The organism is Comamonas sp. 4034 (genome assembly GCF_050434545.1).
Classification (GTDB): Bacteria; Pseudomonadota; Gammaproteobacteria; order Burkholderiales; family Burkholderiaceae_C; genus Comamonas; species Comamonas odontotermitis.
Genome location: NZ_JBNDIT010000005.1, coordinates 240,326 through 265,091 on the forward strand (window position 1 = coordinate 240,326; position 24,766 = coordinate 265,091).

Below are 24,766 nucleotides of genomic sequence, written 5' to 3' on the forward strand. Positions count from 1 at the left end.
AAGACGTCAGTGTTGGAGCGCAAGGGCTGCTATCAATTCATTGTATAGGCCCAGGACCTCATCGCCTAGCGCTTGTAACGAGAGCGTTTCATTCCAGATGACCCAATCGGCCTTGCGCAGGCGCTGTTCCCGGCTGGCCTGTTGCGCCATGATGGCATCCACCGCTTCGGCAGAAAGCTGGCTGCGCGCCTGCACGCGGGCCCGTTGCGTGCGCTCCTCGCAGTCCACGACGATGACCTGGTCCAGTCGTGGGCTCCATTGGCCCGATTCGGCCAGGAGCGGAATATCGAAAATGACCATTCTTGCATCGCTGTGCGAACACGCATCCGCATAGCGATCAAAGATGCTGCGCTGAATCAAGGGGTGAAGAATGGCTTCCAGCTGCTGTTTGGCGGAAGGGTCCCTGAAAACGGCTTCTCGCATCTGGGCGCGGTCGAGCGCGCCATCCTGGGTGATGAAATGCGCGCCAAATTGTATTTGGATGGCCGCAATGGCGGCACCGCCCGGCAGTGTCAGGCCACGTGCGATCTGATCGGCATCAATGACGGCGCAGCCCAGTTGCGCAAACCGCTCGGAGACCGTGCTCTTGCCGCTGCCGATACCGCCTGTGACGCCGATGCGGGGTTTCATCGCCTTTTGATCCGTAAATCAGGGCTGCAGCAGGCGGTCAATGATGCCGGTGCCAAACCACATCACCAAGAAGCCAGCACCTGCCAGGAAGGGGCCAAACGGCATATAGCCGCCTTCACGCAGGCTGGAAAAGACCTTGAGGCCGATTCCAATCACCGCGCCCACTACGGAAGAGAACAACGCAATGGGAATGAGCGCCTGCCAGCCAAACCAGGCGCCCAATGCGGCCAGCAGCTTGAAGTCGCCATACCCCATGCCTTCCTTGCCAGTCAGCAGCTTGAAGGCCCAATAGATGCTCCACAGCGACAGATAGCCTGCGGCGGCTCCATAAAGCGAATCCTTGATGGGTACCGGAATCCAGCCCAGTGCGCTGCACAGCAGTCCGGCCCACAGCAGCGGCAGAGTCAGGTCGTCTGGCAGCAGGGTTGTGTCCCAGTCGATCAGGGCTGCGGTGAGCAGCATGGACGAGAAAAAACACCAGGCGGCGCCAGTGGCAGTCAGCCCCCAGCGATGAATGCAGTAGGCCCACAGCAGTCCATTGGCCAATTCCACCAAGGGGTAGCGCACGGAGATGCCTGTTTTGCACTGGCTGCATTTGCCGCGCAGGAACAGCCAGCTGACGATGGGAATATTCTCGAACCAGCGGATCTGGTGCTGACAATGCGGGCAGCGCGAAGCAGGGGTGCTCAAATTGAAGCGTTCAGCAGCAGCTTTGTCCTCCACGCCGGGGGCATCTGCGTCTCCCGCCAAAAGCGCCTGAGCGTCCTGCTTCCAATGCCGCTCCAGCATCATCGGGAAGCGGTGGATCACCACATTCAAAAAACTGCCTACCAGCAAACCCAGCAGCGCAAACAAGGCCACGTACAAGGAACTATCCGACACGCTTACACCACCTGGCCGAGCTTGAAGATGGGCAGATACATGGAGACCACGATGCCGCCGATGAGCGTGCCCAGGAACACGATGATGATGGGCTCCATCAGGCTGGACAGGCCGGCAACGGCCTCGTCCACCTCGGCTTCGTAGAAGTCCGCAGCCTTGCCCAGCATATGGTCGATAGAGCCTGACTCCTCACCAATGGCACACATCTGGATGACCATTGACGGAAACACATTGGCATCGGCCATGGCCACGGTCAGACTGGTACCTGTGGAGACTTCTTGCTGGATCTTTTCGGTGGCGACAGCAAATACCGAGTTGCCGGAGGCGCCGCCCACGGAGTCCAGGGCTTCCACCAGCGGAACACCTGCCGCAAACATGGTCGACAGCGTGCGGGTCCAGCGTGCTACGCAGGACTTTTCAATCAACGGGCCAAAAATAGGGATGCGAAGCAGCCAGCGGTCCATGAAACGCTGCATTTTTTCGCTGCGCTTCCAGGCCTGGAGGAAAAAATATACGGCGCCGCCAATGCCGAAGAAAATCAGATACCAGTATTTGACGAAAAAGTCGCTGATGGCCATCACGATGAGTGTGGGACCCGGCAAATCAGCGCCGAATGACGAAAACACCTCTTTGAAAGCAGGTATCACGAAGATCATGATGATGGAGACCACCACGAAAGCAACGATGATCACCGCCGCTGGATACATGAGCGCCGAGCGGATCTTGCTCTTGATCGCCTCGGTCTTTTCCATGTAGGTGGCCAGGCGATCCAGCAGGCTTTCCAGAATACCGGCGGCTTCCCCAGCTTCCACCAGATTGCAATACAAGGCATTGAATTGCATCGGATGGCGGCGGAAGGCGGTACTGAGCGACGAGCCCGATTCGACATCGCTGCGAATGTCATTGAGCAGCTTGGTCACGCTGGCGTTGGTACTGCCACGGCCCACAATGTCAAAGGCCTGCAGCAATGGCACGCCTGCCTTCATCATGGTCGCCAACTGGCGGGTGAAGAGCGCAATGTCCTTGGGCTTGATCTTCTTGCCCGAGCGCATGCGGCGCTTCTTGATCTTGGACGGCAAAATGCCCTGGCGTCGCAAGGACGCGACTACCTGGTTCTCGCCGCCGGCGCGGGTTTCGCCGCGCACGATCTTGCCGTTGCGGTCTTTACCCTCCCACTCGTAAACGGCTTCGTTCGATGTTTTTTTGTTGACGGTTGTTGCCATTTCTCCCTGCCCTCATTGCTTTATTCGTTGGTGACGGCCAGAACCTCTTCCAGCGAGGTCAATCCCTTTTTGACTTTGTGAAGACCAGACTGGCGCAGGGAGCGTACGCCCTCCAGCTCGGCCTGTTCCGCGATTTCCAGTGCGCTGCCGTCGCGCAGGATGATGCGCTGAATTTCTTCGGAGACGGGCATCACCTGGTAGATGCCGACCCGCCCCTTATAACCATTGTTGCAGGCATCGCATCCGACCGCCTCATAGGGCATCCAGGTTCCATCCAGATCTTCGTCGGTAAATCCGGCTTCCAGCAGATTCTCGTGCGGAATTTCCGTCGGGCGCTTGCAGTTGGGGCACAGGCGCCGCGCCAGGCGCTGAGCGGTGATCAGGATCACGCTGGACGCGATGTTGAACGGCGCAATACCCATGTTGCGCATACGAGTGAGCGTGGTGGGGGCGTCGTTGGTGTGCAGCGTTGAGAGCACCAGGTGACCTGTCTGTGCGGCCTTGATGGCGATATCGGCCGTTTCCAGATCACGGATTTCACCCACCATGATGATGTCGGGATCCTGTCGCAGAAACGCCTTGAGGGCCGTCGCGAAGGTCAGGCCCGCCTTTTCATTGACGTTGACCTGGTTGACGCCTGGCAGGTTGATTTCCGAAGGGTCCTCTGCCGTGGCGATATTGACCGCCGACGTATTCAGGATATTGAGGCAGGTATAGAGCGACACGGTCTTGCCCGAGCCAGTCGGGCCCGTCACCAGAATCATGCCATAGGGGCGTTTGATGGCGTCAAGCAGTCGCTCCTTCTCAACGGGCTCATAGCCAAGGGCGTCAATGCCCAGCTTGGCGCTGCTCGGGTCCAGAATACGGATCACGATCTTCTCGCCAAACAGGGTTGGCAAGGTGCTCACACGGAAGTCGATCACCCGGTCAGCGCCGATCTTCAACTTCATGCGGCCATCCTGTGGCACGCGCTTTTCGGAGATGTCCAGGCGCGAAATGACCTTGATGCGGGAGGCGAGCTTGTCCTTGATACCCGTTGGCGGCGATGCGATCTCGCGCAGTTCGCCGTCGATACGGTAGCGAATGCGGTAGTTGTGCTCGTAAGGCTCAAAATGCAGGTCGGATGCGCGCATATTGAATGCATCGATCAGCATCTTCTGTAGGAATTTGACGATGGGAGCGTCCTCGACGTCCATCTCGTCGTTGGCGCTCTTGTCGGTAGAGTCCGTCTCGTCCGAAATCTCGAACTCATTGAGATTGACATCGCCAACCATGTCGTTGAGGTTGTCGCCCCCTTGCTTGGCGACCGATTCGAGCAGCTTGGTTACCTTGGCATGTTCGGCAACGACCCAATCCACGCTGAGTTGCGTGCTGAACTTGATCTGTTCCGCCACAGAGTGGTCGGTGGGGTCTGCAGTGGCTACCACCAGGCGATTGCCGCGCTTGGCGAGTGCGACGATCTTGTTGGCGGAGGCCAGTTTGACATCCAGCAGCCCGCTGGGCAGTCGGTCTGCATCGATCGCGTCAAGATCAATCAGCGGGACGCTGTAGACGGCAGAAATGATGGTGGCGACATCAATGCCTGAAACAGCGCCGCTAGCGACCAGTTCTCCAATGAAGCTGTTTTTGCTCTTGATACTGCTGGCATACAAAGCCTCGGCCTTGGCCAGCGGAAGCTTGCCGCTGGCGACCAAGGCACGGGCGATGCCCGGCAGTGCAATGGATGGTGCTGGAGAAATTGTGGTGTTGTCAGCCATGTAATCGGTTACGCCTATCGTAGATAGCCTCTCTGCGTATTCCGGAAACTGTAGCAGTTGTTCGGAGATTTAACAAAAAAAGCCCGGCTCTCCTTGCCTGTCTGCAGTGGATGTACGACAGTTTGCCTTCATTGACCAAGCCGTGGTGGCCTTGGCCGTGCTAAGAACGTATTTACGATCTCTACGCAGCCGCGCTGGAGTGCAATCGGGATGAATTCGAAGCGGTGGGCCACAGCTTGCACCGGGGTGCAAGCAAGGGACAGTGCGCAGAAATCGCCCGATTTCACTCCAACCCGTAGGGACAGTGGGTTTGGGGACGCCCGGTTAGGGACGCCCCGCAAAGCCACTGTCGCGGCGCGAGGAAATCGTAAACACGTTCTTATACCCGGCGCGTGAGAAGTTGCGAAGCCAGGCCGCGCAAGGCTTCGGTGAATGTGTTCTGGGGGAGATGCTCCAGGCAGTCGATGGCTTCCTGGGCCTGCTGGCCTGCCGCAGCGCGGGTGGCATCCAGCGCACCGGTGGCTTTGACCATCTGCACAATTTCAGCCATATGCGGGGTAGCGCCTGTTTCAATGGCACTCACAATCAATTGACGATCTGCCGCTGTTGCACGTTGCATGGCGATGATCAGGGGCAGGGTGACCTTGCCTTCGCGAAGGTCGTCGCCGATGTTCTTGCCCATCACTTCGGCGTCGCCGTCGTAGTCCAGCGCATCATCGATCACCTGGAATGCGGTGCCCAGCGCGCGGCCGTAGCCAGCGCAGGCAGTCTCCACTGTTGCGTCCGAGCCCGCCAGTACGGCGGCAAGGCGTGCGCTGGCTTCGAAGAGCTTGGCGGTCTTGGAGCGGATGACGGTCAGATAGCCTGCTTCATCCAGATCCACATTGTGGGTGTTGATGAGCTGCTGCACTTCCCCTTCGGCGATGATGTTCGTCGCTTCCGAGAGGATCTGCATAACCTGCATGCTGTCGGCATCCACCATCATCTGGAAGGCGCGCGAATGCAGAAAGTCGCCAACCAGCACACTGGCTGCATTGCCAAAGCTCTCGTTGGCCGTCGGTTTGCCGCGTCGCATGGTCGATTCGTCAACCACATCGTCGTGCAGCAAGGTGGCGGTGTGAATGAATTCCACCACAGCTGCGAGATTGAAGCGCTGCTCGCCTTTGTAGCCCAGCGCACCGGCCACCATCAGCAGCAATGCAGGCCTCAGCCGTTTGCCGCCTGCCGAGATGATGTAGTGCGCGATCTCTCCAATCAGTGGAACCGAGGAGCTCAGCCGATGGGCAATGACGGCGTCCACCTGACGCATGTCGTCGGCGACCAGGCTGAGAGGATGGGGCTGAGTGGTGGTGTTGGACTCGGACAAGGCGGCTATCTCGGTATTTTTATGGATGCAGCATTATAGAAACCGTGGCAGTAATCCTGGTGCACATGCCCCGGTGCCAGCCTTGGTGATGTGCCCTTTACATGCGCCAGAAGACTGGATGAGAGTACTGCTTGCAGCTTTTTGAGGAGCGTGATAGAATCTTCGGCTCTTGCGAAATTTCTTTGCAAGCTATCCCCTTTTAGAGGTTCATATGTACGCGGTCATAAAAACCGGCGGCAAGCAGTATCGCGTTGCTTCCGGCGAAAAAATCAAGGTAGAACAGATTGCTGCGGACGTAGGCCAAGAAATCGTGATCGATCAGGTCCTGGCAGTCGGCGACGGCGCAGAACTGAAGATCGGCACGCCCTTGGTGTCCGGTGCAACGGTTAAGGCTACGGTGGTAGCCCATGGTAAGCACGACAAGGTGCGCATTTTCAAGATGCGTCGTCGTAAGCACTATCAGAAGCGTCAAGGCCATCGCCAGCAGTTCACCGAACTGCAAATCGGTGCAATTGCTGCTTAATGTTGGCAGCTTAACAGGAGCTATATCTCATGGCACAGAAAAAAGGCGGCGGCTCTACGCGAAATGGACGTGATTCCAAGCCAAAAATGCTGGGTGTGAAGGCTTTCGGTGGTCAATTGATCAGCGCAGGTTCCATCATCGTTCGCCAGCGCGGCACCAAGTTCCATCCCGGCACCAATGTCGGCGTGGGCAAGGATCACACCTTGTTTGCTCTGGTCGATGGTCATGTGACCTTCGAAACCAAGGGCGCTCTGTCCAAGCACACGGTGAGCATCACCAAGGCTGCTTAAGACAAACAAGTGTCTCCTGGGCTTCGGCCCTGGTCAAAGCCCCGCATCGGCGGGGCTTTGGTGTTTTTGGGTCATGCCGCTGTTGCTGTGGATGCGACAATAACGGTTTTGGCAGCGCTGCAGCCGGGCATCTCGGCAAGGTGCAGTGCAGCAGACAAATCCCGTATTCCCGGTATCGGGGCGGGTGGATAACGACCATGAAATTCGTAGATGAAGCGTTTATTGACATTGCAGCTGGCGATGGTGGCAATGGCTGTGTGTCGTTCCGCCACGAAAAATACAAGGAATTCGGCGGCCCCGATGGTGGCGACGGCGGTCGTGGTGGCCACGTGTACGCACTGGCCGATGTCAACCTCAACACCCTGATCGACTACCGCTACTCGCGCCGCCATGATGCGGAGCGGGGCGAGCATGGCAAGGGATCGGACATGTTTGGTGCCGCCGGCAAGGACATCACCTTGCACATGCCGGTGGGCACCATCATCACCGACGCTGAAACCGGTGAGGTGCTTTTTGAACTGCTCAACCCCGGCGAGGTGATCACCATTGCCAAGGGCGGTGACGGCGGCTTTGGCAACCTGCGTTTCAAGAGCGCCATCAACCGTGCCCCGCGCCAGAAAACCCCTGGCTGGAAAGGTGAGCGCCGCAACCTGAAGCTGGAGTTGAAGGTGCTGGCAGACGTGGGTCTGCTGGGTATGCCCAATGCTGGCAAATCCACCTTCATCTCGGCGGTATCCAACGCACGCCCCAAGATTGCCGACTACCCGTTCACCACCTTGCACCCCAACCTGGGTGTGGTGCGCGTAGGGCCCGAAAAGAGCTTTGTCGTGGCCGACATTCCGGGCCTGATCGAAGGCGCATCCGATGGGGCGGGCCTGGGTCACCAGTTTCTGCGGCACCTGCAGCGCACACGCTTGCTGCTGCATATCGTTGATCTGGCGCCGTTCGACGAGGGTGTGGATCCCGTTGCGCAGGCCAAGGCGATCGTGGCAGAGTTGAAGAAATACGACGAAGAACTCTACAGCAAGCCGCGCTGGCTGGTGCTCAACAAGCTGGACATGATTCCGGTCGAGGAACGTGCCGCCAAGGTCAAGGATTTCGTCAAGCGCTACAAGTGGAAGGGGCCGGTGTATGAAATCTCGGCCCTGACGCGTGAGGGCTGTGAGCCGCTGATCAAGGAAATCTTCCAGTTCGTGCACAGCATGCAAAAGGCAGAGCAGGAGCCGCAAGAGGTGGATCCGCGCTTTGTGGCAGGTGCTGAACTGGAGCAGCCCGATTACTCGGACGATCCGCGTTTTTCGTCGCCCGATTGAGCGGCGGCCGCTGCATCCATAGGTTACTCATTTATTGATAGCTGCTTGCGCTTGCCAGGCGGGCGCAAACGCCAGAAAAAGCAAAAAATGGCATCGAATGTTCTGCGCGACGCACGTCGCATCGTGGTCAAGGTCGGCTCCAGTCTGGTCACCAACGAAGGCAAAGGCCTGGATGAAGGCGCCATCACCGAATGGAGCCGCCAGCTTGCGGCCCTGGTGCATGGCGATGACGGCATCAAGCGCGAAGTCATCATGGTCTCCAGCGGCGCCGTTGCCGAGGGCATGAAGCGTCTGGGCTGGCACCAGCGCCCCAAGGAGATTCATGAGCTGCAGGCCGCTGCTGCCGTCGGCCAGATGGGTCTCGTGCAGATGTACGAAACCAAGCTGCGCGAACAGAATCTGGGTAGCGCCCAGGTGCTGCTGACGCACGCCGATCTGGCAGACCGCGAGCGCTACCTGAACGCGCGTGTCACGCTCCTGACCTTGCTGCAGCTGGGCGTGGTGCCGGTGATCAATGAGAACGACACCGTGGTCAACGACGAAATCAAGTTTGGCGACAACGACACCCTGGGTGCGCTGGTGGCCAACCTGGTGGAAGCCGATGCACTGGTGATCCTGACGGACCAGAAGGGCCTCTACACCGCAGATCCACGCAAGAACCCCGATGCCCAGTTCGTGCACGAGGCGCAGGCGGGCGATCTGAAGCTGGAGGCCATGGCAGGCGGCGCGGGCTCCGGCATCGGCAAGGGTGGCATGCTGACCAAGATTCTGGCGGCCAAGCGGGCGGCGGGTTCGGGTGCATCGACCGTCATCGCCTGGGGGCGCGAGCAGAACGCGCTGCTGCGCCTGGTGGCGGGTGAGGCAATTGGCACCTTGCTGGTGGCCGATACCCACAAGAACCAAGCTCGCAAGCAATGGATGATGGACCACCTGCAGATGCATGGCTATGTGACGGTGGATGCTGGTGCTGCGCAAAAGCTGCGCAGCGAAGGCAAGAGCCTGCTGCCCATCGGCATGGTCAGCGTGCATGGCGAATTCTCGCGCGGCGAAGTGATTGGCGTGCGCGACCCCGAAGGTATCGAGCTGGCGCGGGGCCTTGCCAACTATGGCAGTACCGAGGCGCGCCGCCTGTGCCGCAAGCCCTCTGGCGAATTCGAGCAACTGCTGGGCTATACCGGCGAGCCTGAAATGCTGCACCGTGACAACATGGTGCTGACTGGCCACTGAACCATGGATGAAATGGGCTTCCGGTGCTCGGTAGCAGGGCGCAGGCGGCTATCAAAACAAAAGCGCCCGGAGGGGCGCTTTTGTGTTTCAGCGGGATACAGGCTGGGTCATGCCTTGCCGGAAGGCGGGTTGCTGCGGGTGGCGTTGGCCGGATCGGGGTCGAAGCTGGCGCCCGGGGGCAGCTCCATCTCCTGCATCATACGCAGCGGCGAGTGGTAGCTGACCGTAGTGGTGGTCACAGTCACCTGCAGCGTCTCAGTCACGGCCTGCGCGGGAAGCGCTGCCGGGTAATGCTCGCCATGCTCATGGTCGCGCTGGCGCGCATTGCTGCGCAGGTAGCGGTTGCGGGCGTCCTGGCGGGGCACATAGCGCGACAGCTCGGTCAGAGCCATCTCGTACACGCCGCGCTTGAACTCCACCACCACATCGAGCGGCACCCAGTAATCGTTCCAGCGCCAGGCATCGAACTCGGGGTGGTTGGTGGCACGCAGATTCAGGTCCCAATCGTTGCCGGTTAACTGGAGCAAAAACCATATTTGCTTTTGTCCGCGATAATAGCCTCTTGCATCGCGTCGAATGAAGCGCTCGGGCACCTCGTATCGCAACCAGTCACGCGTTCTAGCCACAATACGGACATGCTCTGGTCGCAAGCCCACTTCTTCATGCAGCTCTCGAAACATCGCCTGCTCGGGGGTTTCTCCACGGTCGATACCGCCCTGCGGAAACTGCCAGCTGTGGGTGCGGATGCGCTTGCCCCAAAACACCTGATTGCGCTGGTTGAGCAGGATGATGCCGACGTTTGGCCTAAAGCCATCTCGGTCCAGCATAATCTAACCCCAATTTTTTAAACTGTGTCCATTATGCCTGCGCCTTGAAGCCATCTTCAAGCGGGCAACTACTAGGCTCATTGCTACAGACTATGAAAGCTTCGCAATTTCTCATCTCGACCTTGAAGGAAGCGCCTGCGGACGCTGAAATCGTCAGCCACCAGCTGATGACCCGCGCCGGCATGATCAAAAAGCTCGGTGCCGGCATCTACAACTACATGCCGATGGGGCTGCGTGTGATCCGCAAGGTCGAAGCCATCGTGCGCGAAGAGATGAACCGTGCAGGCGCCATCGAGGTATCGATGCCCGTGGTGCAACCGGCAGAGCTGTGGCAGGAAACCGGCCGTTTCGAGAAGATGGGCCCCGAGTTGCTGCGCATCCAGGACCGCCACGAGCGCGATTTTGTGATCCAGCCCACCAGCGAAGAGGTAGTGACCGATATCGCCCGCCAGGAGTTCAAGAGCTACAAGCAGCTGCCCAAGAACCTCTACCAGATCCAGACCAAGTTCCGCGACGAGCGTCGCCCCCGCTTTGGCCTGATGCGTGGCCGCGAGTTCATCATGAAGGACGCCTACTCCTTCGACAAGGACCGCGATGCCGCCCAGATCAGCTACCAGACCATGCGCGCCGCTTACAAGCGCATCTTCGACCGCTTCGGTCTGCAGTACCGTGCCGTGCGAGCCGACAGCGGCGCCATCGGTGGCGACTTGAGCGAAGAATTTCAGGTGATTGCCGCCACGGGTGAAGACGCCATCGTCTACTGCCCTGACAGCGACTACGCGGCCAACATCGAAAAGGCCGAGGCTCTGGCACCTGTGCAGGCGCGCCCCGCTGCCGCCCAGGCCATGGCCAAGACCGCCACGCCCGGCAAGAGCACCTGCGCTGATGTGGCAGAGCTTTTGAAGCTGCCCCTGCAGAACACCGTCAAATCGCTGGTGCTGGCGACCGACGAGCGCAACGAGGCGGGTGATATCGTCAAAACCCAGGTCTGGCTGCTGCTGTTGCGCGGCGACCATGACATGAACGAGATCAAGGTTGGCAAGGTGCCGGGCTTGGCGGATTTCCGCTTTGCGACGGTGGCCGAGATTGAAGACCATTTTGGCTGCCAGCCTGGTTACCTGGGCCCGGTCAATCTGAAGAAGCCCGTCAAGCTGGTGGTAGACCGCGATGTAGCCGTGATGGCCGACTGGGTCTGCGGCGCCAATGAGGCCGATTACCATTTGACAGGTGTTAACTTTGGCCGCGATCTGCCCGAGCCTGAAGTGGTGGCCGACCTGCGCAATGTGGTGGCTGGCGACAAATCGCCCGACGGCAAGGGCGAGCTGCTGATCGAGCGCGGCATCGAGATCGGTCATGTGTTCTACCTTGGCACCAAGTACTCCAAGGCAATGAAGGCGACCTTCCTGGCCGAGAACGGTAAGCCTGCCGAATTCGAGATGGGCTGCTACGGCATTGGCGTCACGCGCCTGCCAGCTGCTGCCATCGAACAGAACCATGACGAGCGCGGCATCATCTGGCCCGACGCGATTGCGCCGTTTACCGTGGTGGTCTGCCCCATCGGCATGGACCGCAGCGAAGCCGTGAAGACTGCGGCTGAAAAGCTACACGCAGACTTGTTGGCTGCGGGCGTGGATGTGATACTGGATGACCGCGGCGAGCGCCCTGGCGCCATGTTTGCCGACTGGGAGCTGATCGGCGTGCCCCACCGCGTGGTGCTGGGTGACCGTGGTTTGCAGGAAGGCATGGTGGAGTACCAACACCGCCGGGATACCGCCGCCACCAAGGTGGCCGTGGCTGACGTGCTGGGCTTTGTCACCAGCCGTATTCAAAAATCTTAAAAAAGCGCACAAGCGCAGAGTCGTTCTGAGGGATTGTCGAGATGACGGGTTCGTCCATTGTTTCATCCGCAGGTGTATCGCGCCGCGCGGCCATGGCTTCGCTGCTGGCGGGGCCGGGCGCGTGGCTGGCTGCACCACAGGCTGCGCATGCGGGCGGCCAGCTGGAAGAGCCCCTGATCGACTCCGTGCGCTCGGCTCTCAGTGCCGCCATCAACAGTGCAGCACCTCCCGAGCCGGTGTTCGTCTCGACCGAAGCCAAGATACGCTACCTGCGCTGGCTTGGCTCAATGAGCGACCGCTTGCGCCGCCGCAAGCCCGATTGGGAAGTGCGCCGCGATTTCCTGCAGACCGTGTGGTATGAGGCCAAGCGTGCGCGTCTTGACGAATCGCTGGTGCTCGGACTCGTGCAGGTGGAAAGCGGTTTTCGCAAGTACGCCATGTCCAACGTGGGTGCACGCGGCTACATGCAGGTGATGCCTTTCTGGACGCGGGTGATCGGCGACGGCGATCCAGGCAAGCTGTTCCACATGCAGACCAACCTGCGTTTTGGCTGCGTCATCCTGCGCCACTACATCGACCGTGAAAACGGCGACCTGTTCATGGCCCTGGGCCGCTACAACGGCAGCCGAGGCAAGGATACCTATCCCAACCTCGTGTACGGCGCGCAGCGCCAATGGCTGTTTGAAAACAAAACGGAAGCCTGATCAATAATCTGATTGCTCCTAGATTGATAGCTGCCTGCGTCCACTCAGTAAGTGCCAAAGCCTGAAAATACAAAAACCACCGTGAGGTGGTTTTTTGTTGCTTCTCCGTTCGGGGCCACATAGCGTGAATGCAGTCCTGGCGAGGCGGCTCAGTGTGTCAGGCGACCGGTGGCGTGGACGGCGGCACCGGCGTGTCGGGTACCTTGTTGGGATCGACCACGGTCACCAGCACCTGGTCGACGCGATAGCTGTCCACGTCCATCACCTCGAACTGATACTTGCCCCAGACGACCTTGTCCGTGCGGCGGGGGATGCGGCGCAGCATCACCATCAGGAAACCCGCCAGGGTCTCGTACTCTTCGGCATGCGGCAACTCGTTCAGCAGCAGGGCGCGTTCCACATCCTCGATGGGTGTGATGCCATCGATCAGCCATGATGTCTCGTCACGGCGCACGATCAGCTCTTCATCCGACGGGCCGACCAGGTCACCCATCACGGTGCTCATCACATCGTTCAGCGTGACAACGCCAACCACCAGGCTGTATTCGTTGACGATGATGGCGAAATCCTCGTGCGCCTGGCGGAACTGGGTGAGCACCTCGGCCAGCGTCAGCCGGTCGGGCACCACCAGCGCCTTGTGCACCAAGGCTTCGTCGGTCAGCTTGATGGGCTGGTTGTTCAGCACGCGCTGGAACAGATCCTTGGCATCGACATAGCCCACCACATGGTCGATGTCGCCCACGCACACCGGGTAGGTGGAAAACGGCTCTTCGGCGATGCGGGCGCGAATGATGTCGTCGCTGTCGTCCTGGTAGAAGAAGGCAATGCGATCGCGCTGCGTCATGGCCGAGCCCACGGTGCGCGAGTCAAGCTCGAACACATTGGCGATCACCTGCTGCTCTCCGATGGCGAGCAGGCCGGTCTTGGCGCCCACTTCGGTCAGCGCGAGGATGTCTTCGGAGGTGATGCGCTCGTCCCGCACCGTGGGCAGGCCCAGGAGCTGTGTGAGGCCTGTAGCCAGCCGGTTGAAAAGCCACACCAGCGGCTTGAACACTACCGTGAGCCACTGCATGGGCCGGCACACCAGCACGGCCAGGCGCTCGGGCTCAGTCATCGACAGGCGCTTGGGCAGCAGATCGGCCAGCAGGATGAACAGCGAAGTCACCAGGGTGAACGAGGCGAGAAACCCAACGGTGGCGGCGCGCTCGGTGCCCAGCCAGGGCTCGGTCCATGCTGCAAAGAAGGGGGTGAGCGCGCCTTCGCCGACCACGCCGCCCAGAATGGCGACTGCGTTGACACCGATCTGCGCCACCGTGAAATATTCGCCCGGCTGCTCTTGCGTGCGGATGACAAGGGCAGCTCGCGCATCGCCATCGTCCACCATTTGCCGCAACCGCAGGCGGCGCGAAGCGGCCAGCGAGATCTCCGCCGTGGAGAAAAAGGCGCTGAGGGCAATCAGCAAGGCAATGGTGAGGAGGCTCTGCGTCACATTCATAAGCAAAAACGGTTGGAGCAGTGCAGACCGGCTGCTCGCATCTATCGGCGAAAGCGTTGGCAGGGCGCGTGGGCACTGCCGATTCTTGAAATTTGTTCAATGGTCGCATGCCAGCCAAGCGGCTGGCAAGTGCTTTCGTGAGGGCGGCGCTGCAGGCTTTGCAGCGCCAGATTGGCATGGTTGGGCTTGCCGCTCTTGAAGGGCGCAATGCCAAACCCCAGCCAGCTTACCGCATGCGCCTGCCGCCAGCGGCGACAAGGCCATTGCAAGAGCTGCGTGGCGCGCACAAAAAAGCCGCCTTGTAGGCGGCTTTCATGAGGAATTGATCTGGATCAGGCCGCAGCCACCAGTTGCTGCAATTCACCCGATTCGTACATTTCCATCATGATGTCCGAGCCACCGATGAATTCGCCCTTCACGTACAGCTGGGGAATGGTGGGCCACTGGCTGTAGTTCTTGATGCCTTCGCGGATTTCGGGATCTTCCAGCACGTTCACGGTGGTGATGTTCCTGGCATCAACGCCGCTGGCCTTGAGGATCTGCACGGCGCGGCCGGAGAAGCCGCACTGTGGAAAGCTGGCTGTTCCCTTCATGAACAGCACGATGTCATTGCCCTTGACCAGTTGGTCGATGCGTTGTTGGGTATCGCTCATGGGTTGGCTCCGTCTTGGGAGAGTGGTTTCAGTGTTGTGTGAATTAGCGCTTAGGTAAGGGCAGACCGCCCCATATCAAGCCGGATGGAAACCATTATTTCACGGAAGTCCATTGTCCGCCGCTGGCGCGCTCGATGCCAGCAAGGTCCTTGCGGCTTTGTACCTGGGCAAAACCCCGTGCTGCGAGCAGGGCGCGTACATCGCCCGCCTGGTCCCAGCCGTGCTCGATCAGCAGCCACCCGCCGCTTCGCAGGTACTGCGGCGCGGTGTTCACGATATGGCGGATATCGTCTAGGCCGTCGGCGCCGCTCGTCAGGGCCTGGCGTGGCTCATGGCGCAGCGCGGGCATGTGCGGGTCGTCATCGCGGATATAGGGCGGGTTGGTGACGATGGCATCAAAGTCGCCATGCAGCGCCGACAGCCAGTGGCTGTGGGCAAAGTGGACGCGCAATTGCAGCCGCGCCGCATTGGCCCTGGCGACGGCAATCGCATCGAGGCTCGCATCCACCGCCCACACCTCGGCGGCGGGCCGCTCATGCTGCAGGGCCAGTGCAATGGCACCGCTGCCGGTGCCCAGATCGGCCAAGCGCAGCTGTGGCGGGCCTTCCCCGTTGCCGGGCAGCAGCTCCAGTGCCCAGTCCACCAGAGTTTCGGTGTCAGGGCGCGGGTCCAGCACACGGGCGTCCACCGCCAGATCCAGTCCGTAAAAGCCTTTATGGCCGGTCAGGTAGGCCACGGGCTCGCCGTCTGCGCGGCGTTGCAGCAACTGCTGCCACTGCGCCGCCTGCTCGGCGCTCAAGGCATCGCCGTCATGGGTGATGAGCCAGGCGCGGCTGTGTGTGGGCTGGCCGCACAGGTGCAGCAGCAGCATCTGCGCATCGATGCGCGCGATGCCTTGGGCAGCTGCCTGGGCCAGCGCCTGTGCGACCGTCATGGGTGTGGATGCATTCATTTCTATGATTTTGATAGCAATCTGCGCTTGCTAGTTGCGCGCAGACTGCACAAAAGGCCTGGATTGCAGGATCAGGATACGGTCTCCGGCCACGGCCCATTCGATGTCCTGCGTGCGCGCGCTAAAGCGCGCCTCGATCGCCGCACCTGCATCTGCCAGGCGTTGCACCAGTGCATCCGTCAGCACCTGGCGCTGTGCCACTGCCACTTCCTGCACGCCACCACCGGGCGCAAGGCGCAGTTCGGTGTCTTCGGCAGAGCGGCTGAGCACCTGCACGGCGCGGCTGCGACGCGAGTACAGCACCTGCTCGGCTACGCGGCGGCCCTCCACCACGCGGATGCCGATGCCGCGCTTGGCAGCAATGAAAACGCTGTGCGACGTGCCACCCAGCGGGTCGCGCGTCACCATCACGCCCGAGGCGTCAGAATCCACGGCCTTTTGCACCAGCACGGCCATGGCGACGGCGTCCTGCGCAATGCCTGCGGCGCGGCGCGCCTCCCAGGCCTCGAAATTGAAGACCGAGGCCCACACCTTGCGCACGGCGTCCAGCAGCGCGGCTTCGCCCTTCACGTTGGGCACGGTGGTGTAGAGGCCCGCTCCGCTAAAGCCGGGCAGGTCTTCCGAACTGGATGAGCTGCGCACGAACACGCCTGCTGCCTGCAACTGGCTGGCCCAGCGTGCCTGCAGATGCTGGGTGAGGATGGCGTCCAGCGGCATCTGCTCGATCTCGGCGCGCAGCGCTGCCAAAGCAGTGCGGCGCACGGCGGCGTCGCTGTCAAAGCCGGGCTGCTGCTGCATGCGCGCCATTTTTTCTGCCAGGCCAAAGCGTTGCATGGCACTGGTGTAGCTGCCAAAGGGCACACAAAAGCCGTCCGGCACACTGATGCCCGCTATGGCGGCATGTCGCACCTCGCCCAGATTGGCGGCCTTGGCACCGCATTGGCTGCGATTTTGCGCGCGCAGGGCAGCCAGCGGCTGCAGGGCGGTCGTTCGCGTGTCCTTGTGGATGCTGGCGCCCGCAACGCTGCGCTTGAGCGCCGATTTCTGGATGGCGTTCTCGCGCTCGTCGGCCGTTGCGGCACGCAGCTGGTAGTCCTTGGCGCCTACGGTCAACTGTACCCATTGGCCGTTGTGGGCCGCCAGCACGCGGCTGGCATCGCGCACATAGGCATTGGGCACCCCCCAGCCCCTGGCGAGCAGGTTGACGTGCGAGACCATGGTGGAGGGCTGCTCGGTCACCACGCCAGCGACGGGTGGCAGGGTGATGGGCACCTGGCGCAGCACGACGATGTCGCTGGGCAGCAGGTCGCGCGCCTGGTCGATATCGTCCACCAGGCGCAGGCGGCCTACGGCCTGGCCTGGGTTCAGCGGCAAGAAGCGTTGCTGTCCGATCAGGGCGCTTTGCGTGACCGGCGCGATGCCTGCGCCAGCAGCCACCTGTTCCTGCGCGCTGGAGTTGGCCTTGAAGCGCACGGGCGCAAAAAAGCTGCCTTGCAGGCGGGCTTCGGTCTCGCGCAGCAGGGTGGCGGTCAGCTGGTCGCCTTCCCAGAACTCGTACACAAAGCCATCGATCTGCGGCTGCCAGCTGAGCGTGCCCAGAATGAAGCGGCGGCCCGCGTCACGGTAGTTGCGGTTCAATGCCTCCTTGCCGCCCGCGAGCAGGCCTTGCTCGCGCAGAAAGCGGTCGTGCAACTGAAAACGGGGGGTGTTGATGAAATACAGGCGAGGTGCCGGCCGGGCCTGGCGATCGATCACAAAGATGACATGGGGCTGGGCCAGCGGCGTGCCTGTGTTGTAGACGCGGGCGAACTGGTCAAACTCCGCCTGGCTATGCAGCGCTGCCGCAAAAGGCTGGCTGCTGTGATTGCCCATGGCTTGCGAGGGCGTCGGCGTGCCTGCAGGCCGCGCCATCAGCTCCTGCGGCGCGGCGGTGCCAGCCGCGCGACCGTCTTCGTACATGGATGGCTTGCGCGCCAGTTGGGCGGAGGCGCCACTGGCAGCCAGTGCCAATGCAACGCACAACGCCGAGCGTATGGCAATACCGGGGCGGTGGGTGAACATGGTGCGCCAGTCTTGCTGGTTTACTGGTTGACTTCCAGCTCGGCCAGCAGCTCGGCCTCACGCTCCGATTGCAGGGCGTCCATCAACTCTTTCAGGTCGCCATCCATGATGAAGCTCAGTTTGTACAGGGTCAGATTGATACGGTGGTCGGTGCAGCGGCCTTGTGGAAAGTTGTAGGTGCGGATGCGGTCGCTGCGGTCGCCCGAGCCGATCAGGCCCTTGCGCATGGCCGCTTCCTTGGCGGCGCGCTCGCTGCGCTCCTTTTCCTGGATGCGCGCCTGCAGCACCTGCAGCGCCTTGGCCTTGTTGCTGTGCTGGCTGCGGCCGTCCTGGCATTCGGCAACGATGCCGGTGGGCAAGTGCACCACGCGCACGGCCGAATCGGTTTTGTTGATGTGCTGGCCGCCTGCGCCGCTGGCGCGGAAGGTATCAATGCGCAGGTCGGCCGGGTTCAGGGTGATGGCCTGCTGCTCGTCGGGCTCGGGCATCACGGCCACGGTGCAGGCGCTGGTGTGGATACGGCCCTGCGTCTCGGTGGCGGGGACGCGTTGCACGCGGTGGCCGCCGCTTTCAAAACGCAGGGTGCCGTATACGTTGTCACCGCCATCGATGCGCAGCACCACTTCCTTGTAACCACCGAGTTCTGCCTCGTTGGCGCTCATGATCTCGACCTTCCAGCCCATGCGTTCGGCGTAGCGCGTGTACATGCGGGTGATGTCGCCGGCAAACAGCGCCGATTCGTCGCCGCCGGTGCCTGCCCGCACTTCGACGAAGGCGGGGCGGGCGTCATCCGGGTCCTTGGGCAGCAGCATGCGCTGCAACTGGGCTGCCAGTTGTTCCAGCTCCGCTTCGCCGTTGGTGATTTCTTCCTGCGCCATGTCGGCCATGTCTGGGTCGGCCAGCATGTCGCGGGCACCTGCAATGTCCGATTCCACCTGCGCAAAGCGTGCATAGCGTTCGGCCACGGCCGCCACATCGGTGTGCTCGCGCGAGAGCTTCATGAACTGCGGCATGTTGGCCATGATGTCTTCGCGCGAGAGCAGGAAATCCAGCTCCTTGAGGCGTTCGGCATAGCGTTCCAGCTGTTGGCGGAGGAAGTCTTTCATGATAATTTTGGTGTCAAATAGCCCTGCAGCAGCAGCCGTACAAGTGACGCGCTATCAAAAACAGGAGCGAAAAGAGGAAGGGAAGGGGCGGGTGGCTGCAGCGGGAGCAGCGTCGCTACAAGCCGGATTGGTGGCCGCCGCGCTGGCCACGCAGAAAGAGGCGTGAGACCACATCGGCGGTCTGTGCGCGTGCATCGGCGTCGCCCGCGTGCAGCTCGGCCATGGTGCCGTGCAACATCTTCTGCGCGAGGCCGCGCGAGAGGGCTTCGAGCACGGCATCCACATCTTCGCCCTTGGCCAGGCGCTTTTTGGCGCGTTCTATCTCGGCTGCGCGCCAGACGTCGGCCTGTGCATGAATCTGCTGGATGAGTGGTACCGCGCCGCCCTCTGGGGCGCGCTGGTCCATCCATTGCACAAAGCGCTGCACGCCGGTGTCGATGATGGTTTCGGCCTGCACCACGGCTGCCTGACGCAGCTCCTGCCCGGCCTTGACGACATGGGCCAGGTCGTCCACGGTGTAGAGATACACATCGCCCAGGTCCTTGACCTCGGCTTCGATATCGCGCGGCACGGCCAGATCGACCATGAAGATCGGGCGGCGCTTGCGCTTTTTGAGCGCGCTTTCCACGGCGCCCAGGCCAATGATGGGCAGGCTGGACGCTGTGCAGCTGATGATGGCGTCGTACTCGTGCAGGTGATCGGGCAACTCGGACAGGCGCATGGTGCTGGCGCCAAACTGCGCGGCCAGCTTTTCGCCGCGCTCCAGGGTGCGGTTGGCGATGGTGATGTGCGCGGGCTGCTTGGCCGCAAAGTGCGTGGCACACAGCTCGATCATCTCGCCTGCGCCGACAAACAGGACGCGGATCCTGGTGAGGTCCTCGAACAGCTGGCCTGCCAGCCGCACGGCCGCTGCTGCCATGCTGATGCTGTGCGCGCCGATCTCGGTGGATGAGCGCACTTCCTTGGCGATTGCAAAGCTTCGCTGAAAGAGCTGGTTGAGCGTGGTGCCCAGCGAGCCGGCGTCTTCGGCGGCACGCACGGCATTTTTCATTTGGCCGAGAATCTGCGCCTCGCCCAGCACCATGGAGTCGAGCCCGCTGGCCACACGGAAGGCGTGGCGCGCGGCAAAGCCGTCCTGCAGGGAATAGGTGTATTTCTGCAGCGCCTCGGGTGGCAGATTGCCGCTTTGGGCCAGCCAGCGCAGGGTGTGGTCCAGCGCAGGCTCGCGGGCCGCGCAGTAAATCTCGGTGCGGTTGCAGGTGGACAGGATGGCGGTTTCCACACCGGCATGGCTGTGCACACTCGAAATCGAGGAGCGCAGACTCTGCAAAGTCGGCGCAATCTTGTCGAGTGCAAATGCAAACCGGCCGCGTATATCGACCGGCGCCGTCGTGTGGTTGATGCCCAGGGCCCAAACTGCCATGGCATGGATTATAAAATCTCTGCCAAACCAGCGCTTGTCGTGTCAGTACCACCTTGACTTATATCAATCACCTCGTTTTATGCCTGCTATCGCCAGTCTGTGGCATCTGCTGAATTTTTGTGCTCCAGCCGCAGCTCTGTCAGTGCTTCTGGTGCTTGCACGCTGGGTCTTTGCGCGCAAGGCAGTGCCGCTCTTGCCGTGGTATGGCCAGTTGGCGTTACATTTTTTGGCAGGATGTGCTGCGCTTTTTGTAGCGCTGCTGTGGCAGGGGCGCGACGGAAGTGTGGCGGGTTATGCACTCCTGGTATTGGCTCTCGCCACTAGCCAGTGGGCTGTGCTTGGTGGCTGGCGGCGTTAGCTCCATGCAGCTTTACAATTCAGACATAATTGCGGGATGAACTCCGCACAGACCCCGCCAAGCCGCCGTTTCAGGTGGCTTTTCTTTATTGGTTTCTTTGCTGCGGGAGTCGCTGGCGTGGCCCTGATCTGCGGATCGCAGGCCTTGTTGTTTGTCGATACCAATGATTTTCAGCGCGTTGTCGGTCACCTGTACCTGACCCCTATGGGGGACGGCATTCGCTGGGCGCTGCCGGAGCGGCCCTTCCGCATGCCTGGCAATCCAGAACTGGCTTCCCACATCTTCACCTTTGCAGGCTGGGTGCAACGTTACCTGCCGGGGGCGGTTTTCGATATCTCCCGCACCGCGCTGGCGGCCAAGCTGCTGCTGCTGGCGTATGCCAGCGTGCTGGCCTGGCAGTGCGCAGCCGCATTGCAGCGCGGGGCGGTGTGGTGCACGGTTTTTGCCCTGGGCTGGCTGGCCGTATTCTTCATGGCGCACAACATCGGCATGGCCCAGTCGTTCTATGCCGAATACGCATGCCTGGTTGCACTGCCCCTGTTGCTGGTGGGTATGCTGGCATCGCGCCGGACGGTGCGGCTCCTGTGCCTGGGCCTTGGGGCCCTGGTGTGCGGATTGGCCAAGGTGCAGTACTTCTATCTGCCGCTGCTGGCGCTGGTGTGCGTGTGGGCTGCCAGCCGTTGGCAGCGGATGGTGCCCGACAGGGCGCTCCTCAAGCTGCTGTTGGCCGTACAAGTGGTGTGCCTGGTGCCCTTGCTGATCGGCAAGAATGCCGGGCTCAATGCCTACCATGGGGTGTATCTGGGCTCGTACATGGTGCTGACGCCCGCGCAGCTCGATGACTTGGGCGTGCCGACAGACCGGCGTGCCTGCATCGGTGTGGATGCCTGGGGCAATGCGCTCTCCGGCCCGGGCGGCACCCAGGTGCAGCACACCGAGCACACCTGCTACCCCGTCACGCCCAAGATGGGCAAGGCCGACGTGCTGCGGCCCTATCTGCACCATCCGCAAGTTCTGTGGCGCCTGGCCGAATATGCGTTGCCCAGCCATTTCACCGTGCAGTACTTCCATGTGTTTCCTGGAAGTTTCTACCTCAGGCGGGTGGAAGGCGGAGCATCTGGGGTGACGGACCTGCTGCTACGCATGACCGAGGTGCGTGAGCGTACCATCACGCCACTGGCGCCGCTGTTCCTGTTGGGCTCCCTGCTGCTTTTTGCGGCCAGCCGCAGCCGCCATGCCAGCGGGCTGCGCCAGTTGGCGGCGGGGAGCCTGCTGCTGGGGCTGTTTGTGGTGTCTCAGGTCATCATCGTGCTGTTGGGGGAAGGCGTGCGCGACATGAGCAAGCATCTATGGGCTGCCCAACTGGCGCTGGATATGCTGGTGCTTCTGACCGGCTTGCAATGCCTGGGGTGGCTGTGGGTGTGGAGGCGTCGCAAGGCAGCGGGGCACGCCCCGGAGGTTTCGGCGCCTGTACTGCCGGGAATGCTCGGCACCCATCAAAAAAGTGAGTAACTGACGCTTGCCGTAAAAGGCTTTTAGGCAGTTTTATCGTTATAAATGAGGCAGAACTTGCGCTGCAAGCTTCTCTTTTGATAACAACCTGTGGGAGACACTCGATGAAGAAATTTGTGTTGATCGGCCTGTCCGTCGTGGCTGGGCTGGCATTTGTGACCGCTGCGCAGGCGCAGCAGCCGTTTCCCTCCAAACCGATACGTGTCGTCATCGGCTTTCCGGCTGGCGGTCCGCTGGATCAGCATGCCCGTCTGCTGACCGACAAGCTCCAGGGCGTGCTGGGCCAGCCCATCATCGTGGATTACAAGCCCGGCGCAGGTGGTGCGGTGGGTGCGCAGGATGTGATGAAGTCGCCCGCCGACGGCTACACCTTGATGCTCGCCAATACTGGTGTGATGGTGATCAACCCGGCGCTCTATCCCAAGCTGCCTTACAGCACCTTGAAGGATTTCACGCCGGTGGCACGCACGGCCATGCAGCCGCTGGCGTTGCTGGTCAACAACAAGGTGCCGGCCCAGAATCTGCAGGAGTTCATTGCCTATGCCAAGGCCAATCCTGGCAAGGTCAACTTCGGTTCGGCGGGCAATGGTGGTATCAGCCATCTGGTGCCCGAGATGTTCAAGAGCACGACCAGCCTTGATCTGGTTCATATCCCATACAAGGGCAGCGCACCGGCTTTCACCGATCTGGTGGGTGGCCAGGTCCAGTTCATGGCCGAGAGCATTCCGCAGGCAGCCGCCTACCACAAGCAGGGCAAGGTGCGTGCACTGGCCGTGACCAGCAAGGAGCGCAACCCTGCGCTGCCCGAAGTGCCTACCGCCATCGAAAGCGGGCTCAAGGGCTTCGAGGTGGTAGGTTTCTATGGTTTCCTCGCGCCCGCTGGTACGCCCAAGGAGGTGGTGGCCAAGCTCAGCAGTGCCTTTGGCCAGGTGATGCAGATGCCCGATGTGCGCGGGCGAATGGTAGAGCAGGGCGCTGATCCTGCTTTCCTGGGCGCCGATGAGTTCGCCAAGTTCCTGACGGGCGAAATGCCGCGCTGGGCGGCGGCCGTCAAGGCATCGGGTACCAAGATGGATTAAGGCGAGATCGCTTGAAAAGCCTGCTGAGGTGAACCTGATCTTTCAGTATCGCAAACATCGCCAGCACAAGATCAAATAAAAACGGCCTGAGCCCAGTGCAATACCGGACTCAGGCCATCTTGCCCGCAAACTGGCAGACCATCTGAAGAGGTCTGCCAAAAAATTGCGGTTTTTCAGGTGCCAGTGCTCCTTTTCTCGTTTTGGAGCAAGGCCCTTACATGCGCTGGCGGCGGCGCGACTGTTGCCAGCCCAGCAACCCCATCATGGCGGCAAGTATGAGCAAACCGTACTCCGACAGCGTAGGCACGGAGGTGACGCCATTGCCGGCAGATGCGGTCACATTCACCGTGACAGTTGTTACTTGGCAGACCGCCGGACTGGCGGTGTCGCACAAGGTGTAGGTCAGGGTATAGGTACCGGCAGGTGTCCGTGCGGTGGTGGTGACGCTACCGGTAGCAGGGTCCAGCACTACACCCTGCGCTGCGGCTGCTTGGGTGGCACTGTCCGTTCCTACTGTAATGGTGGAGTTGGTGGCAGTGGCCGGTTGGCCGTTTACGGTGTCATTGACGCGCACATTGGCAATGGGCGTAGCAGCAGTCCCGGCAGGGGTTGTGCCCGAATCAGGTTGTGGGCCCACCGCAGGAGTTACCGTTACCGTCACCGTATTGTTGACGCAGGTTGCTGGAGTCAGCCTGTCGCACAACTCATAGGTGATGGTGTAGGTGCCTGGAGGCACAGCAGCCGTGGTGGTGACCTGACCCGTTGCAGGGTCGAGCACTACGCCAGGGTTGGCGGCTGGGGTTACCACACGCAGGGTGGAGTTGGTGGCAGTGGCTGGCTGGCCGTTTACGGTGTCATTGACGCGCACATTGGCAATGGGCGTAGCAGCAGTCCCGGCAGGGGTTGTGCCCGAATCAGGTTGTGGGCCCACCGCAGGAGTCACCGTCACCGTCGCCGTATTGTTGACGCAGGTCGCTGGAGTCAGCCTGTCGCACAACTCATAGGTGATGGTGTAGGTGCCTGGAGGCACGGCAGCCGTGGTGGTGACCTGACCCGTTGCAGGGTCGAGCACCACGCCGGGGTTGGCAGCTGGGGTTACCACACGCAGGGTGGAGTTGGCGGCAGTGGCCGGTTGGCCGTTTACCGTGTCATTGACGCGGACATTGGCAATGGGCGTAGCAGCAGTTCCGGCAGGGGTTGTGCCCGAATCAGGTTGTGGGTTCACCGCAGGAGTTACCGTCACTGTGGCCGTCGTTACCTGGCACACCGTTGGGTTGGCAGAGTCGCACAACTCATAGGTGATGGTGTAGGTACCTGGGGGCACGGCAGCCGTGGTGGTGACCTGACCCGTTGCAGGGTCGAGCACCACGCCGGGGTTGGCAGCTGGGGTTACCACACGCAGGGTGGAGTTGGCGGCAGTGGCCGGTGGCCTTGTTGCATAAATCGGTTTGGGACTGAGTCTCCCCAAACCCCAGACGTAGTTATGCCACGGCCACCGTTTGGGGCGTGCCCAGCTCGGTGAAGCGATTGAGGATGGATGCCCGGAT

At 61.2% G+C, this 24,766-nt stretch carries 20 protein-coding genes and 1 pseudogene; 8 read left to right on the forward strand and 13 right to left on the reverse strand.

Annotated features, from left to right (window positions below):
- Positions 1 to 6 precede the first annotated feature (6 nt).
- From coaE to ABIE32_RS07905, 5 genes are all read right to left on the reverse strand, one after another.
- A complete protein-coding gene (gene coaE / locus ABIE32_RS07885; protein ID WP_429015107.1) occupies positions 7 to 630 on the reverse strand; it encodes a dephospho-CoA kinase in 624 nt (207 codons plus the stop codon).
- A gap of 18 nt (positions 631 to 648) precedes the next feature.
- Positions 649 to 1,512 (reverse strand): prepilin peptidase, encoded by an 864-nt coding sequence (locus ABIE32_RS07890; protein WP_429015109.1) that lies wholly within the window; start codon positions 1,510 to 1,512, stop codon positions 649 to 651.
- 2 nt (positions 1,513 to 1,514) lie between these two features.
- Positions 1,515 to 2,735 (reverse strand): type II secretion system F family protein, encoded by a 1,221-nt coding sequence (locus tag ABIE32_RS07895; RefSeq protein ID WP_429015111.1) that lies wholly within the window; start codon positions 2,733 to 2,735, stop codon positions 1,515 to 1,517.
- A gap of 20 nt (positions 2,736 to 2,755) precedes the next feature.
- On the reverse strand, positions 2,756 to 4,492 hold the full coding sequence (gene pilB, locus ABIE32_RS07900; protein ID WP_429015113.1) for a type IV-A pilus assembly ATPase PilB: 1,737 nt from the start codon (positions 4,490 to 4,492) through the stop codon (positions 2,756 to 2,758).
- Positions 4,493 to 4,871: 379 nt separating this feature from the next.
- Positions 4,872 to 5,801, reverse strand: a complete 930-nt coding sequence (locus ABIE32_RS07905; protein WP_429015147.1) for a polyprenyl synthetase family protein — start codon at positions 5,799 to 5,801, stop codon at positions 4,872 to 4,874.
- Positions 5,802 to 6,069: 268 nt separating this feature from the next.
- Between ABIE32_RS07905 and rplU the strand changes: the two genes are divergently transcribed.
- From rplU to proB, 4 genes are all read left to right on the forward strand, one after another.
- Positions 6,070 to 6,381, forward strand: a complete 312-nt coding sequence (gene rplU / locus ABIE32_RS07910; RefSeq protein ID WP_184707123.1) for a 50S ribosomal protein L21 — start codon at positions 6,070 to 6,072, stop codon at positions 6,379 to 6,381.
- Between the two features lie 29 nt (positions 6,382 to 6,410).
- Positions 6,411 to 6,671, forward strand: a complete 261-nt coding sequence (gene rpmA / locus ABIE32_RS07915; protein WP_184707125.1) for a 50S ribosomal protein L27 — start codon at positions 6,411 to 6,413, stop codon at positions 6,669 to 6,671.
- Positions 6,672 to 6,868: 197 nt separating this feature from the next.
- Positions 6,869 to 7,984 carry an Obg family GTPase CgtA gene (gene cgtA, locus ABIE32_RS07920; protein ID WP_224150170.1) on the forward strand — a complete coding sequence of 372 codons (1,116 nt, stop codon included), beginning with the start codon at positions 6,869 to 6,871 and terminating at the stop codon, positions 7,982 to 7,984.
- A gap of 87 nt (positions 7,985 to 8,071) precedes the next feature.
- The gene (proB, locus tag ABIE32_RS07925; RefSeq protein ID WP_224150169.1) at positions 8,072 to 9,211 is read left to right on the forward strand and encodes a glutamate 5-kinase; all 1,140 of its coding nucleotides are present in this window, start codon (positions 8,072 to 8,074) and stop codon (positions 9,209 to 9,211) included.
- A gap of 301 nt (positions 9,212 to 9,512) precedes the next feature.
- Here the strand turns inward: proB and ABIE32_RS07930 are convergent.
- Positions 9,513 to 10,038: pseudogene (locus tag ABIE32_RS07930) on the reverse strand (RNA pyrophosphohydrolase); the annotation flags it as partial.
- Between the two features lie 92 nt (positions 10,039 to 10,130).
- Here ABIE32_RS07930 and ABIE32_RS07935 point away from each other — a divergent pair.
- On the forward strand, positions 10,131 to 11,876 hold the full coding sequence (locus ABIE32_RS07935; protein WP_429015116.1) for a proline--tRNA ligase: 1,746 nt from the start codon (positions 10,131 to 10,133) through the stop codon (positions 11,874 to 11,876).
- Positions 11,877 to 11,917: 41 nt separating this feature from the next.
- Positions 11,918 to 12,580, forward strand: a complete 663-nt coding sequence (locus ABIE32_RS07940) for a lytic transglycosylase domain-containing protein (RefSeq protein ID WP_224150166.1) — start codon at positions 11,918 to 11,920, stop codon at positions 12,578 to 12,580.
- Positions 12,581 to 12,737: 157 nt separating this feature from the next.
- Here the strand turns inward: ABIE32_RS07940 and ABIE32_RS07945 are convergent, their stop codons facing one another.
- From ABIE32_RS07945 to hemA, 6 genes are all read right to left on the reverse strand, one after another.
- Entirely contained in the window at positions 12,738 to 14,075 is a 1,338-nt protein-coding gene (locus ABIE32_RS07945) for a hemolysin family protein (protein ID WP_224150165.1), read from the reverse strand.
- A 332-nt stretch (positions 14,076 to 14,407) separates the two neighbouring features.
- Positions 14,408 to 14,728 (reverse strand): Grx4 family monothiol glutaredoxin, encoded by a 321-nt coding sequence (gene grxD, locus ABIE32_RS07950; RefSeq protein WP_224150164.1) that lies wholly within the window; start codon positions 14,726 to 14,728, stop codon positions 14,408 to 14,410.
- A 94-nt stretch (positions 14,729 to 14,822) separates the two neighbouring features.
- Entirely contained in the window at positions 14,823 to 15,680 is an 858-nt protein-coding gene (gene prmC / locus ABIE32_RS07955; RefSeq protein ID WP_429015118.1) for a peptide chain release factor N(5)-glutamine methyltransferase, read from the reverse strand.
- A gap of 30 nt (positions 15,681 to 15,710) precedes the next feature.
- On the reverse strand, positions 15,711 to 17,741 hold the full coding sequence (locus ABIE32_RS07960; RefSeq protein WP_429015120.1) for a PEP/pyruvate-binding domain-containing protein: 2,031 nt from the start codon (positions 17,739 to 17,741) through the stop codon (positions 15,711 to 15,713).
- 20 nt (positions 17,742 to 17,761) lie between these two features.
- A complete protein-coding gene (gene prfA, locus ABIE32_RS07965; protein WP_429015122.1) occupies positions 17,762 to 18,847 on the reverse strand; it encodes a peptide chain release factor 1 in 1,086 nt (361 codons plus the stop codon).
- A gap of 115 nt (positions 18,848 to 18,962) precedes the next feature.
- The gene (gene hemA, locus ABIE32_RS07970) at positions 18,963 to 20,270 is read right to left on the reverse strand and encodes a glutamyl-tRNA reductase (protein ID WP_429015123.1); all 1,308 of its coding nucleotides are present in this window, start codon (positions 20,268 to 20,270) and stop codon (positions 18,963 to 18,965) included.
- Between the two features lie 394 nt (positions 20,271 to 20,664).
- Here hemA and ABIE32_RS07975 point away from each other — a divergent pair, with 394 nt between their 5' ends.
- Both ABIE32_RS07975 and ABIE32_RS07980 read left to right on the forward strand, forming a co-directional pair.
- On the forward strand, positions 20,665 to 22,140 hold the full coding sequence (locus ABIE32_RS07975) for a hypothetical protein (RefSeq protein WP_429015125.1): 1,476 nt from the start codon (positions 20,665 to 20,667) through the stop codon (positions 22,138 to 22,140).
- Between the two features lie 104 nt (positions 22,141 to 22,244).
- The gene (locus tag ABIE32_RS07980; RefSeq protein WP_429015127.1) at positions 22,245 to 23,219 is read left to right on the forward strand and encodes a Bug family tripartite tricarboxylate transporter substrate binding protein; all 975 of its coding nucleotides are present in this window, start codon (positions 22,245 to 22,247) and stop codon (positions 23,217 to 23,219) included.
- Between the two features lie 214 nt (positions 23,220 to 23,433).
- Here ABIE32_RS07980 and ABIE32_RS07985 read toward each other — a convergent pair whose 3' ends face one another.
- Positions 23,434 to 24,615 (reverse strand): IPTL-CTERM sorting domain-containing protein, encoded by a 1,182-nt coding sequence (locus tag ABIE32_RS07985; protein ID WP_429015129.1) that lies wholly within the window; start codon positions 24,613 to 24,615, stop codon positions 23,434 to 23,436.
- Positions 24,616 to 24,766 lie beyond the last annotated feature (151 nt).